The organism is Rhizobium sp. NZLR8 (assembly GCF_019685025.1).
GTDB lineage: Bacteria > Pseudomonadota > Alphaproteobacteria > Rhizobiales > Rhizobiaceae > Rhizobium.
Genome location: NZ_JABDVY010000003.1, coordinates 194,427 through 209,176 on the forward strand (window position 1 = coordinate 194,427; position 14,750 = coordinate 209,176).

At 63.3% G+C, this 14,750-nt stretch carries 12 protein-coding genes; 6 read left to right on the forward strand and 6 right to left on the reverse strand.

The features are described from left to right. Window positions 1–12: 12 nt before the first annotated feature. Complete coding sequence (locus HJB89_RS08420) at window positions 13–507, reverse strand: GNAT family N-acetyltransferase (protein WP_207583485.1); 495 nt, start codon at window positions 505–507, stop codon at window positions 13–15. Window positions 508–787: 280 nt separating this feature from the next. On the opposite strand from HJB89_RS08420, the gene dmeR reads away from it, so the two are divergent. The 3 genes from dmeR to bla all read left to right on the forward strand — a co-directional run bounded on the left by dmeR (window position 788) and on the right by bla (window position 3,097). Further along, entirely contained in the window at window positions 788–1,060 is a 273-nt protein-coding gene (gene dmeR, locus HJB89_RS08425; protein WP_207583486.1) for a metal/formaldehyde-sensitive transcriptional repressor, read from the forward strand. Window positions 1,061–1,083: 23 nt separating this feature from the next. After that, the gene (gene dmeF, locus HJB89_RS08430; protein WP_221132136.1) at window positions 1,084–2,079 is read left to right on the forward strand and encodes a CDF family Co(II)/Ni(II) efflux transporter DmeF; all 996 of its coding nucleotides are present in this window, start codon (window positions 1,084–1,086) and stop codon (window positions 2,077–2,079) included. A 127-nt stretch (window positions 2,080–2,206) separates the two neighbouring features. Next, entirely contained in the window at window positions 2,207–3,097 is an 891-nt protein-coding gene (bla, locus tag HJB89_RS08435) for a class A beta-lactamase (protein ID WP_221115344.1), read from the forward strand. Between the two features lie 70 nt (window positions 3,098–3,167). Here the strand turns inward: bla and HJB89_RS08440 are convergent, their stop codons facing one another. Both HJB89_RS08440 and HJB89_RS08445 read right to left on the reverse strand, forming a co-directional pair. Further along, window positions 3,168–5,507 (reverse strand): glucose/quinate/shikimate family membrane-bound PQQ-dependent dehydrogenase, encoded by a 2,340-nt coding sequence (locus tag HJB89_RS08440; RefSeq protein WP_221149550.1) that lies wholly within the window; start codon window positions 5,505–5,507, stop codon window positions 3,168–3,170. A 243-nt stretch (window positions 5,508–5,750) separates the two neighbouring features. Further along, complete coding sequence (locus HJB89_RS08445) at window positions 5,751–7,253, reverse strand: YdiU family protein (protein WP_221149551.1); 1,503 nt, start codon at window positions 7,251–7,253, stop codon at window positions 5,751–5,753. A 259-nt stretch (window positions 7,254–7,512) separates the two neighbouring features. Here HJB89_RS08445 and HJB89_RS08450 point away from each other — a divergent pair, with 259 nt between their 5' ends. After that, a complete protein-coding gene (locus HJB89_RS08450; protein WP_221149563.1) occupies window positions 7,513–8,979 on the forward strand; it encodes a DHA2 family efflux MFS transporter permease subunit in 1,467 nt (488 codons plus the stop codon). A 34-nt stretch (window positions 8,980–9,013) separates the two neighbouring features. On the opposite strand, the gene HJB89_RS08455 is transcribed toward HJB89_RS08450, so the two are convergent. Together HJB89_RS08455 and HJB89_RS08460 are read right to left on the reverse strand one after the other, a co-directional pair. Beyond that, a complete protein-coding gene (locus HJB89_RS08455) occupies window positions 9,014–9,532 on the reverse strand; it encodes a DUF1697 domain-containing protein (RefSeq protein WP_221149564.1) in 519 nt (172 codons plus the stop codon). Between the two features lie 38 nt (window positions 9,533–9,570). Continuing rightward, window positions 9,571–11,679, reverse strand: coding sequence for a S9 family peptidase (locus tag HJB89_RS08460; protein WP_221149568.1), 2,109 nt, complete (start codon window positions 11,677–11,679; stop codon window positions 9,571–9,573). 252 nt (window positions 11,680–11,931) lie between these two features. Between HJB89_RS08460 and HJB89_RS08465 the strand changes: the two genes are divergently transcribed. Both HJB89_RS08465 and HJB89_RS08470 read left to right on the forward strand, forming a co-directional pair. After that, window positions 11,932–12,321, forward strand: coding sequence for a DUF930 domain-containing protein (locus HJB89_RS08465; protein WP_007626817.1), 390 nt, complete (start codon window positions 11,932–11,934; stop codon window positions 12,319–12,321). A 104-nt stretch (window positions 12,322–12,425) separates the two neighbouring features. Beyond that, window positions 12,426–13,223 (forward strand): polysaccharide deacetylase family protein, encoded by a 798-nt coding sequence (locus tag HJB89_RS08470; RefSeq protein WP_207583494.1) that lies wholly within the window; start codon window positions 12,426–12,428, stop codon window positions 13,221–13,223. A gap of 225 nt (window positions 13,224–13,448) precedes the next feature. Here the strand turns inward: HJB89_RS08470 and HJB89_RS08475 are convergent, their stop codons facing one another. Beyond that, window positions 13,449–14,741, reverse strand: coding sequence for an FAD-binding oxidoreductase (locus HJB89_RS08475; RefSeq protein ID WP_207583495.1), 1,293 nt, complete (start codon window positions 14,739–14,741; stop codon window positions 13,449–13,451). Window positions 14,742–14,750: the final 9 nt, after the last annotated feature.

Consider the following 14,750-nt stretch of genomic DNA (forward strand, 5'->3'; position numbering starts at 1 on the left):
GCATGTCGCTGTTTAAGCGATCGACTGCATATAGCGCATGCCGGTCACCGGACGCGGGGTGAAATCCATCTGTTCGTAGAAGCGGTGCGCCAGCACGTTTCCGGTCGCGGCGCTGACGGAGAGGTAGCCGCAGCCGGCATTGCGCGCGGTCTCGCGGGCCCGGTCGACGAGCAGCTGGCCGGTGCCATGACCGCGATGGCCGTCGCGCACGAAGAGATGGTGCAGGTCCATGCCGCGCTTTCCCTCTTGCGCTCTGTAGAGCGGCACCAGAATGGCGTAGCCGATCAGCCCTCCGTCGGTTTCGGCAACGAGCGCCGTGATCCACGGCAGCGGGCCGAAGAGGTCGCGCTCCAACTGCTCCGGCGTCGTTCCCGCCGCATCGCCGTGATGGGCGGCAAGCAGGGCAATCATCGCGTTGAGTTCGGGCAGGTCGCGCGGCTTGGCGGCGCGGATCGTCACCACCGATGGGCGCATCAATGAAATTTCGCTGTCTTCGATTTCGGTCATGGTCTTCGCGTCCTTTGATAGTCTGCCGTCAGGACGCTGCCGATACAACAAAGCCGCCTGACGGCGGCTTGTTGACAATATGATCTTGTCCAGCCGCCCTTTACAGGTACAGCCAAAAATACGAGCGGCTCTGGTGCGCGTTTTTGATCATGGGTCATCAATCGTCGGAAACGCGGCGTTTGTCAATGGCGTCGGAGCCGGACGCTGAAACACGCCATCGGCCTTGATATCGGTCAAGCCCATCGATAGTATACCCCCCTATTCTATATGAGGACTCACCGTGTCCCACACCACTCTGCAGAAAAAGAAGCTCGTCGCCCGTGTCAGCCGCCTGAAGGGGCAGATGGAGGCGGTCGAGCGGGCGCTCGAGGCCGAGCGCCCCTGCGGCGAGATCCTGCAGCTGCTTGCCTCCGTCCGCGGCGCTCTGACCGGGCTGACCGGCGAGGTTTTGGACGATCACCTGCGCGAACATGTGCTGAATGCTGCCGACGACGCTGCAAGGGCGGAGGCGGTCGAGGAAATATCGGAAGTCTTGCGAACCTATATCCGCTGATTGCCGAGACGAAGGAGCCTGTAATGAGTGCCGGAATCGGGAAAGCTGCAATGAATACCTTTGAACACGACCATGTCTTCCTCGGCGCGGATCATCAGCGCAACGAGCGGCGCATCTGGCTGGTGATCGCGCTGACGGCGGTGATGATGGTGGCGGAAATCGCCGCCGGCACCGTCTACGGCTCCATGGCCCTGGTCGCCGATGGCTGGCACATGTCGACCCATGCCAGCGCTCTGCTGATTTCGGCGCTCGCCTATCTCTTCGCCCGCCGGCAGGCGCGCAATCCGCGTTTCACCTTCGGCACCGGCAAGCTCGGCGACCTCGCCGGCTTCGCCAGCGCCATCATCCTTGCGCTGATCGCCCTGCTGATGGCCTGGGAAAGCCTGTTGCGCCTCTCAAATCCCGTGCCGATCGGCTTTGCCCAGGCGATTGCCGTCGCCGTGATCGGCCTTGCCGTCAATCTCGTCAGCGCCTGGCTGCTTTCCGGCGGCGGCCATGCCGCGCATGGCAATCATGCGCACGCGCATCACCATCACGGCGACCACGCCCATCATGGTCATGGTCATGGTGATCACGGTCCCGGCCACGCAGAACCGGGCGACAACAATATCCGCGCCGCCTATCTGCATGTCATCGCCGATGCCTTGACCTCCGTGCTCGCCATCGCGGCGCTGACGCTCGGCAGCCTCTACGGCTGGCTCTGGCTCGACCCCATCATGGGCATCGTCGGCGGGCTGGTCATCGCCAATTGGTCCTGGAGCCTGATGAAATCCTCGGGCGGCGTCCTTCTCGACGTCGTCCCGCACGGCGAGACTTTGCCGGCGGAGATTCGCGAGGCGATCGAGACGGAGGAAGACCGGATCACCGATCTGCATGTCTGGCAGGTCGGCCCCGGCCACCATGCGGCGATCGTCGCGGTCGTCACCTCTGAGCCGCGCGAGCCGGCCTTTTACAAGGGCAGGCTTTCGGCGCTGACGGAATTGTCGCATGTGACGGTCGAGGTCACCCGCGCCGCGTGATCGGCGTGCGGCCGACAAAGTCGCTCGGCGAACAACAAGGTTGCTCGGCGGACGACATTGTCGCCGCGGGGACGAGATGCCGCCGCAATCGCCCCTTAGCTTTGTGTTCCTCACCGCCGGAGGAATCATGGATCTCAGTCTTACCCGCCGTATGCTGATAGGCTCGGCATTGTGCCTGCCTGCACTAACGCTTCCCGTCAGAGCCCAAGAGAAGAGCGAGGAAGACAACGACAACATCGAGCGGCGCCTTGCCGCGTTGGAAAAACGCACCGGCGGCCGTCTCGGCGTCTCGGTGCTCGACACTGAGACGAGCATTTCCTTCAACTATCGCGGCAGCGAAGCCTTTCCGATGTGCAGCACCTTCAAGGCGCTGGCAGCCGGCTTCGTGCTCGCCCGTGCCGACAAGGGCGAGGAAAGCCTCGACCGCCGGGTGACCTATGGAAAGGACAAGCTGGTCGACTATTCGCCGCTCAGCGAAAAACACGCCGGCACCGATGGCATGACGGTCGCCGAACTCTGCGAGGCGGCGGTGACCGTCAGCGACAACACGGCCGGCAACCTGCTGCTCGAAAGTTTTGGCGGTCCGGCGGGTTTGACCGACTGGCTGCGTTCGATCGGCGACGGCACGACGCGTCTCGACCGCACCGAACCGACGCTGAACGAGGGCAGGAAGGACGATCCGCGCGACACGACGACACCGGATGCGATGCTCGACACGCTCGGCAACCTGACGCTCGGCTCGATCCTCACCGAAGCCTCCTCAGACAGGTTGATCGCCTGGCTGGTGGCCAGCACCACCGGCGGCGAGCGGCTGAGAGCCGGCCTGCCTAAGGAGTGGAAAGTCGGCGACAAGACCGGTACCGGCCCGAACGGCTCCCTCGGCGATATCGCCGTCATCTGGCCGCCCGACCGCGGCCCGATCGTCGCGGCCGTCTATATCGCCGAGGCGACCGCGCCGGTGAAGGAGCTCAATCCCGTCTTTGCCGAAGTCGGCCGGATGATCGCCGAGATGGTTTGATGCAAAGGGCATAATCGGCAGCTGTCTGGTTCGCGGGTCTTTCTTCTGCAAGGAGAGGGCACCCTCTCCATCACGGCAGCGTATAGGCGATCACATAGTCGCCGGGCTTGGTGCCGACCGACCCGTGACCGCCGGCGACCATGACGACATATTGTTTGTTGTCATCGGCCGTATAGGTCATCGGCGTCGCCTGGCCGCCGGCGGGAAGCCGGGCCTGCCACAGCTCCCGGCCGTTGGTCACGTCGTAGGCGCGCAGGTAATTGTCGACCGCAGCCCCGAGGAAGGCGACGCCGCCCTTGGTCAGCATCGGTCCGCCGATGCCCGGCACGCCGACCTTGAAGGGCAGGGGTAGCGGCGTCATGTCGTGCACGGTGCCGTTCTTGTGCATGTAGGCGATCTTGCCGGTGCGCAGATCGACGCCGGCGACATAGCCCCATGGCGGCGCCTGGCAGGGGATTTTGAGCAGCCCGAGGAACGGACCCATGAAGACGCCGTAGGGCGCGCCGTCATTGCGGTTGAGCCCCTGTTCGCTGCCCTTCTCGTCCTGGCCGCGCGGCGGAATGTCGGCGGCCGGCACCAGGCGCGAGGTGAAGGCGAGATAGGTCGGCATGCCGAACATGATCTGCCGCTCCGGATCGACCGCGACCGAGCCCCAGTTGAAGGTGCCGAAATTGCCGGGATAGACGATCGTGCCCTTCAGCGACGGCGGAGTATAGCGGCCCTCGTAGCGGTAACGATGGAAGTCGATGCGGCAGGCGAGTTGGTCAAACAGCGACACGCCCCACATATCCTTCTCCTTGAGCGGGTCGGGCGAGAAGGTTAGATCGGAGATCGGCTGCGTCGGCGAGGTGTGGTCGCCGGAGACCGCACCATCAGGCGCTGGAATCTCCTTGACCGGGATGATCGGCTCGCCGCTGCGCCGGTCGAGCACATAGAGATCGCCTTGCTTGGTCGGGCCGACCAGGGCCGGAACGACGCTGCCGTCCGGTTTCGTCAGGTCGATCAGCGCCGGCTGGGCCGGCACGTCCATGTCCCAGAGATCGTGATGCACTGTCTGGCGCACCCAGCGCAATTGGCCGGTGGCGATGTCGAGGGCGACGATCGAGGAGGAGAATTTCTCGACATTGTCGCTGCGGTTGATGCCGATCTGGTCGGGCACCTGGTTGCCGAGCGGGATGTAGACCAAGCCGAGGCCCTCGTCGACGCTGAAGACCGACCAGCTGTTCGGCGAATTGGTCGTATAGGTCTGGCTATCGGTGATCGGCATCGTCACGTCGGGATTGCCGGAATCCCAGTTCCAGAGCAGCGCGCCGGTATTGATGTCGAAGGCGCGGATGACGCCGGATTGTTCCTCAGTCGAATAGTTGTCGTTCACCGCGCCGCCGACGATGATCTTGCCTGCCACGGCTACCGGCGGCGAGGTGGAATAATAATAGCCGGCCGGGTTGTAGCGCATGCCGGTTTCCAGATGCAGCACGCCCTGATCCGCAAAGCTGGTGCACACCTTGCCGTCCGCCGCGTCGAGCGCGATCAGCCGGGCATCGGAGGTCGGCAGGTAGACGCGCTCGGCGCAGGGCTGGCCGGCGGCCACATTGGGATCGGCATAATAGGTGACACCGCGGCAGGTCTGATGCTGCCGGTTGGGGTTCATCCCGGAATTGGCGTCGTATTTCCATTTCTCCTTGCCGGTTTTGGCGTCGAGCGCGATCGCCCAGTTGTGCGGCGTGCAGAGATAGAGCGTGTTCTTCACCTTGAGCGGGGTCACCTGATAGGTCGTCTCGCCGACATCGTCCGGGCGTTTGACGTCGCCGGTCTGGTATCGCCACGTCTCCTTGAGGGTGGAGACGTTCTCGGCGGTGATCTGGTCGAGCGGCGAATAACGCTGGCCGAAGGGCGTGCGCCCATATTGATGCCATTCGCCGTCGGGGACGCTGCCGCCGAAGGCGGGGTTGGCGGCGACCTGATCCTTCGGCAGTTCGCCGGCAAGATCGTGCGGGTCTGTCGTCATCGAATAGAGCGCGACGAGGATGGCGAGAATGACAGGCACGGCGAGCGGCCAGGGATTGGCGCCGTAGGTGATGCCCGTCGGGCTGCGAAAGCCGAGCGGCCGGCGGATCCACGGCGTCAGCAGCCAGAGCCCGAGCAGGATGATCATGCCGCCGCGCGGGCCGAGCTGCCACCAGTCGAAGCCGACCTCCCAGATCGCCCAGGCGAGTGCTGCGACGACGAGCACCGCATAGACCCAGAGCGCCACCGCCTTGCGCATCAACAGCAGCCCGGCGGTGATGAGGAACATCAACCCGGCGAACAGATAAAATATGCTGCCGCCGAGCGTGACGAGCCAGAGCCCGCCGCCGCTAAGCGTAAGCCCGATGATGATGAAGAACACGGAGGTGATGACGATCGCCATAAGGGCTGTCTCCCGCTGAGGTTAGCCGGGGTGAAGGATCGGCGGAAAAGTCCCGCCGATCAGGCAGATAGCGCGAAGGAAATGCCTTTCAACGGCCATATTTGCCGCAGGCTGCGGCGGCCATTGGACATGCACGGACCAGGCTCGATACAGCCTGGCATAGCGCTTTTAGGCTCAGCAACCGTTGTGCCAGCCGGATGAAGCCGATCGCTGTGAGGCGGCCACTGGAAGGCAAGACCGCAGTTACGTCCCGCAGAAGGTCGCGAGCACCCGTTCGTCCGGCTTCGGCGGTTCCATATAAGCGGCAAAGCCCGGCTGGTCTTCATAGGGTTTCGAAAGCACGGTCAGCAGCGCCTCGAACAGCAAGAAATCGCCGTTCTCGACCGCGGCCTCGATCGCCTGTTCGACCCGGTGATTGCGCGGAATGAAGACCGGATTGACGCTGCGCATGGCCAGAGTGCGCTGAGGCGCCGTCTGCGGATCGCGCGACAGTCTCTCGCGCCACTGCGTGAGCCAGGTGCCGCAGGCCTCCGGTTCGCGAAAACTCGCGGCAAAGGCAGTTTCCACAGCGCCGTCGCCGGCAAGATCCGACAGCCGCCGGAAAGCCAGGGTGAAATCGGCGCCCTGCGCCTGCATCAATGACAGCAGCGCCTGCACCAGGTCGAGATCTCCGTCCTCTTCGCCGGCAAGACCGATTTTCTCTCGCATGCCGGCCAGCCACGCAGCCTGGAACCGTTCGCCATAGGCTCGGATCACCGCATTCGCTTTGTCGACCGCGCCGTCGGGCTCTTCGTCGATCAGCGGCAGCAGCGTTTCGCCGAGCCTTGCGAGGTTCCATTGGCCGATGCCGGGCTGGTTGGCATAGGCATAGCGGCCATGCTGGTCGATCGATGAGAAGACGGTGGCCGGATCATAGGTATCCATAAAGGCGCAGGGGCCGAAATCGATCGTCTCGCCGGAAACGGTCATATTGTCGGTGTTCATCACCCCATGGATGAAACCGACATGCAGCCAACGGGCAATCAGCGCCGCCTGCCGCTCCGAGACCGCCGAAAACAGTGAAAGATATGGATTGTCAGCCGTTTTCAGGGTGGGGTAATGCCGGTCGATCACATAGTCGGCCAGCGCTCGCACGCCGTCGGCATCGCCCCTGGCCGCGAAGTACTGGAAGGTGCCGACGCGGATATGGCTTGCCGCGACCCGGGTGAAGACCGCGCCCGCCAGCACCTCTTCCCGGTAGACCGGCTCGCCTGTGGTCACCGCCGCCAACGCCCGCGTGGCCGGAATGCCGAGCGCAAACATCGCTTCGCTGATGATATATTCGCGCAGCACCGGCCCGATTGCCGCCCGCCCATCGCCGCGGCGCGAAAAAGGCGTGGGTCCGGCGCCCTTCAGCTGGATATCGAAGCGCCTGCCGCTGCGGTCGATCACCTCGCCGAGCAGGATCGCCCGCCCGTCGCCGAGCTGCGGCGAGAAGCCGCCGAACTGATGGCCCGCATAGGCCATCGCCAGCGGTTCGGCACCTTCGGGAACCAGATTTCCGGAAAAGATCGCCGCGCCGTCGCGCCGCAACGCCTCGACGTCGAGCCCGAGCTCGGCAGCCAGCGGCTCGTTGAGCTTGATCAGCGAGGGCTCCGCCACCGAAGTCGGCGTCTGCGCCGCAAAGAAGCGCTCGGGCAAGCCGGCATAGCTGTTGTCGAACGGAAAGGCCGCGGCGGCCCGGTTTTTCTGCAGGGTGGAGGTCATGCTTCATAGGTAGGGCCGGGGTGCGCTTGGCGCAAGCCGGTTTGGTTGAAGACCCCAAAGCCCTTCACGAAGAACAGGCCGATGCAAGGAATCGTGATCTGCCTTTACCTCTCGTCAAAGCTGGTTTGCCATAAACGACATAGCGCCGCCATGATCGCGAGCGTATAGCAAATCGTCTCCCCTTGGCTTTGCGCCATGTCATCCCCGCGGCCCTGCTGCCTGCTGTGCTCCGCCGCGCCACCGCGAGTGATTCCGGACGATGTCGGATCAGATTTACCAGGCGCCGATGGTTCGGCGCGCCGCGCCCAATTTCCGGGTGATCGCGATGATTGTCGCGAGTGCGATGCTGATGGAAAATATCGACGCGACTGTGCTTGCGACCGCGCTGCCCACCATGGCGCGCGATTTCAGCGTCAGCGCGCCGGCCATGTCGATCGCCCTGACCTCCTATCTCCTCAGCCTGGCGATCTTCATTCCCGCGAGCGGCCGGATGGCCGACCGTTTTGGCTCTCGCACCGTCTTCCGCGCGGCCATATCCGTCTTCGTGATCGGCTCGATCTTCTGTGCGCTGGCGCCGACGCTGTCGTTCCTGGTGCTGGCGCGGCTGCTTCAGGGCATAGGCGGTGCGATGATGATGCCGGTCGGCCGCCTCGTGCTGATGCGCAGCGTCGACCGCAAGGATATGGTCAGCGCCATGTCCTGGCTGCTGGTGCCGGCGCTGATCGGGCCGATCGTCGGCCCGCCGCTCGGCGGCTTCTTCGTCACCTATCTCGACTGGCGCTGGATCTTCTACATCAACGTGCCGATCGGCATCATCGGCATGATCTTCGTGTCGATCTACATCGACGAGGTGAAGGGCGAGGCGAGCGGCCCGTTCGATACGCTCGGCTTCGTCCTTTCCGGCATCTCGCTCGGTTCGTTGCTCTTCGGCTTCGAAATGTCGAGCCACGAAGGCGAGGGCGCCTTCTCGATCTTCCTGATCGCTATCGGCCTGCTCTTCGGCATCGCCTATCTCCGGCACGCCCGCAAGCATCCGTCGCCGATCATGGATTTCTCGCTGATGAAGGTAGCGAGCTTCGGCACGTCGGTGATCGCCGGGTCGCTGACGCGCATCACCCAGGGCGCCCAGCCCTTCCTGCTGCCGCTGCTCTTCCAGATCGGCTTCGGCCTGTCCGCCGCTGCGGCCGGCCAGATCGTCATCGCCACAGCACTTGGCGCTCTCGCCATGAAACCGATGGCGAAGTTCGTCTTCCGCCGGCTGGGGTTCCGCCGAAGCCTGGTCCTCAACGGCATCTTCGGCACGGTCGGCTATGGCCTCTGCGCCGCCTTCCGGCCGGATTGGCCGATGCCGCTGATCTTCCTCGTCCTGATCCTCAGCGCCTTCTTCCTGTCGTTCCAGTTCACCGCCTACAACACCATTGCCTATGACGAGATCGACAAGGAGCGGATGAGCTCGGCCACGAGTTTCTACACCACCTTCCAGCAGCTCATGCTGTCGCTCGGCATCTGCATCGGGGCCTTAGCGCTGCACGGTTCCATGGCCTTTAGCGGGGCTGAAACGCCTGCGCTTGGTGATTTCTCGGCCGCCTTTATCGTCGTCACGATCATCTCGATCACCGCCACCTTCTGGAACCTGCGCTTCTCGCCGACCGCCGGCGAGGAGATCAGCGGCTACAAGGTGAAACGGACGAAAACTGATGCGACATGCATAAAAACAAAGGCTTGAAGCCCCTCGCTTGAATCAAATTCTGCGCCGGACTTCAGCCCTCCATCGCTGCCGCCATGTCCGCGAGCTTGCGCACGGTGTTGAGGTTGCGCGACGTTCCTGGCTTTAGCGCCGGCAGCTTCAGCTTCGAGCGGCCGGACCCATTGGGATAATGCACATAGATTTCGCAGGTCCCGAGCTTTGCCTCCTCGCCATCAGGCGCCACCATTTTATCAAGCGCATCGGCAGGCGGTTTTTCGGGCAGGAAATAGACGAGCAGGAAGTTCGGTTTGGCCTTGGGAAAAGGTGCGTTGGTGGCAATGGCGTCGAGCTCCTTGCGGCTTCGCACCATCACCCCCGGCCGCTTGCCCATCTTCTGCCCGAGCGCTGCGTCGAGCTTTTCCTCTACGGTCGTTTCGGATTCGTCCGAGCGGAAGAGTACATTGCCGCTTTGGATGTAGGTTTTCACGTCGGCAAAGCCGAGGCCTTCGCAGATAGCCTTGAGCTCAGCCATCGGGAGCGACCCGGTGCCCCCGACGTTTACGGCGCGGAGGAGGGCGATGTAGACTGCCATTTCTTTCTCCCTCGACCACGGCACCCCCTATAAAGATTTCACATCTTCCCCGCCACCTTGATCGCGAACGCATACTCAAACGCGATCTCTTCCAGCCGCTGGAAACGTCCAGAAGCACCGCCGTGGCCGGCGTCCATGTTGGTCTTGAGCAGGATCGGCGCCTCGCCGGTCGTTTCCTCACGCAGCTTCGCCACCCACTTGGCGGGTTCCCAATAGGTGACGCGCGGGTCGGTCAGGCCGCCGAGCGCCAGGATCGGCGGGTAGGCTTTGGCGCCGACATTGTCGTAGGGCGAGTATGAGGCGATCTGCTCGTATTCTTCCCGGCTGTCGATCGGGTTGCCCCATTCCGGCCATTCCGGCGGGGTGAGCGGCAAAGTATCGTCGAGCATCGTGTTGAGCACGTCGACGAAGGGAACGGCGGCGATGATGCCGGCAAACTTCTCCGGCGCCATGTTGGCAACCGCGCCCATCAGCATGCCGCCGGCCGATCCGCCTTCGGCGATGATCTTCGCGTAAGAGGTGAACTTCTGTTGATTCAGATAATCGGCGGCAGCGACGAAGTCCTTGAACGTATTCGTCTTCTTGTCCATCTTGCCGTCTTCGTACCAGGAAAACCCCTTGTCCTTGCCGCCGCGGATATGGGCGATGGCATAGACGAAGCCGCGATCGGCGAGCGACAGGCAGTTGGTGTTGAAACCGGCCGGAATGGTGATGCCGTAGGCGCCGTAGCCATAGAGCAGGCAGGGCGCGCTGCCGTCGAGCGCGGTGTCTTTGCGATAGAGCAGGGTGACCGGCACTGTCTCGCCGTCCCATGCCGGGGCGAAGACGCGGCGGGTGATGTAATCGTCGGGATTGTGACCCGACGGCACCTCCTGCGTCTTCAGGAGCGTGCGCTCGCGGGTCACCATGTTGTAATCATAAAGCTGCGACGGCGTCGTCATCGACGAATAGGAGAAACGAACGACATCCGTGTCGTATTCTGCCGCGCCCGAGAGCCCCAGCGAATAGGCTTCCTCGGCAAAGGCGATCGCATGTTCCTCGCCGGACCTGCGGTCGCGGATCATGATCTGCGGCAGCCCGTCCTTGCGCTCCAGCCACAGAAGATGGCGGGCATAGGCCATGTGGCTGATAATCAGCGTGCCGGGCTTGTGGGCGACCACTTCGCGCCAGTTTTCCTTGACCGGATTGTCGGCCGGCGCTTGCATGATCTTGAAGTCCTTGGCGCCGCCATCATTCGTCAGGACGTAGAAGACGTCGCCGCCCTCGGTCAGCGAATATTCGATGCCTTCCTCGCGCGCCGCCACCAGCTTCGGCTCGGCGGTGAGATCCTTGGTCGACAGCAGCCGGTATTCGCTGGTCTCGTGGTCGTGAATATCGATATAGATGAAGTCGTCGAGCAGCGAGCCGCCGACGCCCATGAAAAAGCCGGCATCGGCTTCCTCGTAGACCAGCCGGTCCGCCGATTGCGGCTGGCCGACAATATGGTGGAACACCTTCGAAGGCCGGTGGTTCTCGTCGAGCGCCGAATAGAAGAAGCTCTTGCCGTCGGGCGCCCAGACGCCGCCGCCGCCGGTATTCTCGATCCGGTCTTCGAGGTCTTGTCCGGTCGCGAGGTCGCGCACCTTCAGCGTAAAGAATTCCGAACCCTTATCGTCATAGCCCCAGATGCCGCGGCTATGGTCGCTCGAATGGTCGAGACCGCCGAGACGGAAATAGGCCTTGCCTGATGCCTCCTTGTCGCCGTCGAGCAGCACGGTGCGGATCGTCTCGTCGGCGACGTTGCCGTCGCGGGCGATGCGGAAAAAGCGCGGCTGTTCGCCGCCTGTGACATAAAACGTGCCGTAGGCATAGGCGCCGTCCTTCATCGGCACCGAACTGTCGTCTTCCTTGATGCGGCCGCGCATTTCGGAAAACAGCACCTTCTGCAGCGGCTTGGTGTCTTCCATCGCCGCATTCATATAGGCGTTTTCAGCTTCGAGATGCCGGCGGATCTCGGGATCGAGGATCGAGGGATCCTTGAACATCGCCTGCCAGTTGTCGGCGCGCAGCCAGGCATAGTCGTCCGTGCGGGTGATGCCGTGGCGCGTATCGGAAACGGGCTTTTTCGGTGCGGCAGGCGGTGTCGGCAGGCTTTTGAAAACGGACAAGGAATGGCTCCGGTGGGAATGTCGGGTTGGCAAGAGATAGAGGCGCACTGGTCCCGGATCAAGCGTCAAAGGTGCGCCAAGGGTGCAGGTGGCCTTCCACAAGCAAGGAGGCGGCTCCGCCCGCCTTGCCTTGATGTCACCACAATATTTAAGAATGTCCGCTCTCACAGAGCGAAAATTGCACGCGCCAAGCCTCCGGCAAGCTGCCTGCGGCAGGGTGAAAAATGGACAACAGCAAGGGATTTCTCCGCAATGCCGAAACGTCTGCTCCTGTTTGTATCCCTCGTCAGCCTTGCTGCCCCTGCCTTTGCCGTCGATCCCGCCATCAAGAAGCAACTTGAAAAACTCGATCCCTCGACCCGTCTGGAACAGAGCTGCGACACCGAGGCGATGAGCCGCATCAACCAGGAAAGCGCCGGCTTCAAGCCCGACAAAGTGATCGCCTATACCTTCAAGGACCCGATCCCCGGCGATAATTCGCTGCAGGCCCCGGGCGCGGTCTTCCGCAGCAAGGGCGATTGGTATCATCTCTCCTACAATTGCATCACCGGCCCGCAGCATATCAACGTGCGCGAACTCGACTACCAGATCGGCGACAAGGTGCCGCGCGAGAAGTGGGACAAGTATTATCTCTACGATTGATGCCCTTGGCTTTGTTCGGGCGGCAGCGGTGACATCCGGCCACATGGCGCCATGCAAAAGCATCCGCTAAAATCTGTCGAAACCGACTTGTAGAAGCCTCTGATATGAACCGCATCCTGCTCGCTTCGGCGTTCCTTCTGACCACCATCGCTCCCGTACTGGCGGACGAGCTACCGTCAGCGCTGCCAGCCTCGGCCGCTGTGAGCGCGGCCCCGAGAGCGCCGGTGGCAAAGCTCGTCGAGCCGCATCTGCATATCGCCCGCTCCAACCTTGCTGGCCATGCCCGCATTGCGCTGACCTTCGATGCCTGCATGGGGCAGGCAGATGAGCGCATCCTGTCGACGCTGGTGCGCGAACGCATCCCGGTGACGATCTTCGTCACCGCCCGCTGGCTGAAGCATAACCCTGCCGCGGTTGCCGTGTTCCTGCAGAACCCCGATCTCTTCGAACTCGAAAATCACGGAGAGAACCATATTCCGGCCGTCGACACGCCGACGCTGATCTATGGCATCGCCTCGGCGGGCTCGCCGCAGGCGGTAAGGCAGGAGGTCGAAGGCGGCGCTGCCGCCATGGTCGCGGCCGGGATTCCGGCGCCGCGCTGGTTCCGCGGCTCGACCGCCAAATATGACCTTTCCGCCATCGGCGAAATCCGCGCCATGGGATATCGCATCGCCGGTTATTCGGTGAACGGCGACGGCGGCTCGCTGCTTGGGGCTGCGATTACCGAAAAGCGCATCGCCTCGGCCAAGGATGGCGATGTCGTCATCTCCCACGTCAACCAGCCAACCCATGCCGCGGGCGAGGGCGTGGCCAAGGCGCTGGTCGACCTGAAAGCCAAGGGCGTGCAATTCGTCCGTCTCGAGGACGTCGAGGATATGGGCGACGACAAAACGACGGAGTAGTTTTGTAGGGCGTGCCGTGTGGGCCCCCTCTGCCCTGCCGGGCATCTCCCCACAGGTGGGGAGATCACAAGTGGCCAAACCTTCGCGCTCGTTTACCGCTCCGGCGGGCTGCAACGCCAGTTGTTTGGGGAAGCCGTTGCGTCCAGCCAATCTCCGCACCTGTGGGGGAGATGCCCGGCAGGGCAGAGGGGGGGCTGGCACGGCACAACAGTCAATCCGAAGCCTTTACCGCAGTTCACTCCCAGCCCCCAACCTATCCTCTCCAAACCGCCGCAGCCCCGGCCCATCCCTGTCGAGCGCGAAATCCTCGAACCAGTCGCGATGCATGCCTGCGAGCATCGCCCCGATCATCTGGGCTGCGAGATAGGAAAAGGTGATGCCGTTGCCGCCGTAGCCGTAGGCGGCGAGCACATGCGGCATCTCAGGCACCGGGCCGATCAGCGGCAGGCCGTCGGTCGTTTCGCCGAAGGTTCCGCACCAGGCGTGTTCCACCCGCGTATCAGCCTTCGGCCATAGCCGCCTTACTTTCTCCTGGATCGCGATGGTCTTGGCCGGCAGCTTGCGGTCGCGGGCTTCGGGATCGGCCGTGCCGTCATCCTCGCCGCCGGCGACGATGCGATTATCCTCGGTCGTGCGCATGTAGAGATAGGGGTGACTGTCCTCCCAGATCAGCGCCCTGTCGCGCCAGAAATTTGCCGGGTCCTGAGGCACGGTGGCGAGCGCCCAGCTCGAGCTGGTGCGGTGCAGCTTCGGCATGTCGATGCCCGGCATCGAATAGCCGGTCGCAAGCACGGCGCGCCGCGCCTCGATGATATGGCCTCCGTCCGTCTCCGCCGTGACGTGATCGCCTTCGCTGTGAAGTGCTGTGACGGAGGCGCTCACCAGTCGCGCGCCGCGCCGGACGGACATTTCGATCAACGCCCAGGTCAGAAGCAGCGGGTCGCACTCCGCCGAACCCGGTGAATAGATCGCCCCATCCCGGTCGAACTCAAATTGCGTGAAGAGATCGGGATGTTCGAGATAGACTCCGGGCAGGCCGGCCCGGCGGCGAAGCTGGCGCTCATCGAGGAGATTGCGTGCCCCTTCGCGACCCTCGGCGAGATAGAGCGTGTTGCGCGGCCGGAAGCCGCAGGCAATCCCGTTTGCGGCGATCAGCTTGGAAAGGCCGGCGACCGCAGCACCGCTGCGGCGATAGATGCCGGCGGCGCGTTCGAAGCCGTAATAGTCCTCAAGCTCGATGAGCGTGCTGTCGATTTCCCATTGCAGCATCGCCGTGCTCGCCACGGTGCTGCCGAAACCGGGCTTCTCCCGGTCGATGATAACAACGGAAAAACCGCGCGCCGTCAGGTGTTCGCCGACCAAAGCGCCAGTGATGCCGCCGCCGATCACGGCGACGTCGGTGGAAAAGCTTTGCTCCATCGGCCGCCACTCCGGCCGTACGCCGCTTTTTCCCCAGAGAGAACGGCCGCTGACCATCTGGTCGTGATCGGATTCGTCGAGATCGAGATCAGAGGCCACGCATGTCTC

Coding starts and splice junctions, on each gene's coding strand:
- HJB89_RS08420 (WP_207583485.1), bottom strand. CDS start 507: ATGACCGAAATCGAAGACAGCGAAATTTCATTGATGCGCCCATCGGTG.
- dmeF (WP_221132136.1), top strand. CDS start 1,084: ATGAGTGCCGGAATCGGGAAAGCTGCAATGAATACCTTTGAACACGAC.
- bla (WP_221115344.1), top strand. CDS start 2,207: ATGGATCTCAGTCTTACCCGCCGTATGCTGATAGGCTCGGCATTGTGC.
- HJB89_RS08440 (WP_221149550.1), bottom strand. CDS start 5,507: ATGGCGATCGTCATCACCTCCGTGTTCTTCATCATCATCGGGCTTACG.
- HJB89_RS08445 (WP_221149551.1), bottom strand. CDS start 7,253: ATGACCTCCACCCTGCAGAAAAACCGGGCCGCCGCGGCCTTTCCGTTC.
- HJB89_RS08450 (WP_221149563.1), top strand. CDS start 7,513: ATGTCGGATCAGATTTACCAGGCGCCGATGGTTCGGCGCGCCGCGCCC.
- HJB89_RS08455 (WP_221149564.1), bottom strand. CDS start 9,532: ATGGCAGTCTACATCGCCCTCCTCCGCGCCGTAAACGTCGGGGGCACC.
- HJB89_RS08465 (WP_007626817.1), top strand. CDS start 11,932: ATGCCGAAACGTCTGCTCCTGTTTGTATCCCTCGTCAGCCTTGCTGCC.
- HJB89_RS08470 (WP_207583494.1), top strand. CDS start 12,426: ATGAACCGCATCCTGCTCGCTTCGGCGTTCCTTCTGACCACCATCGCT.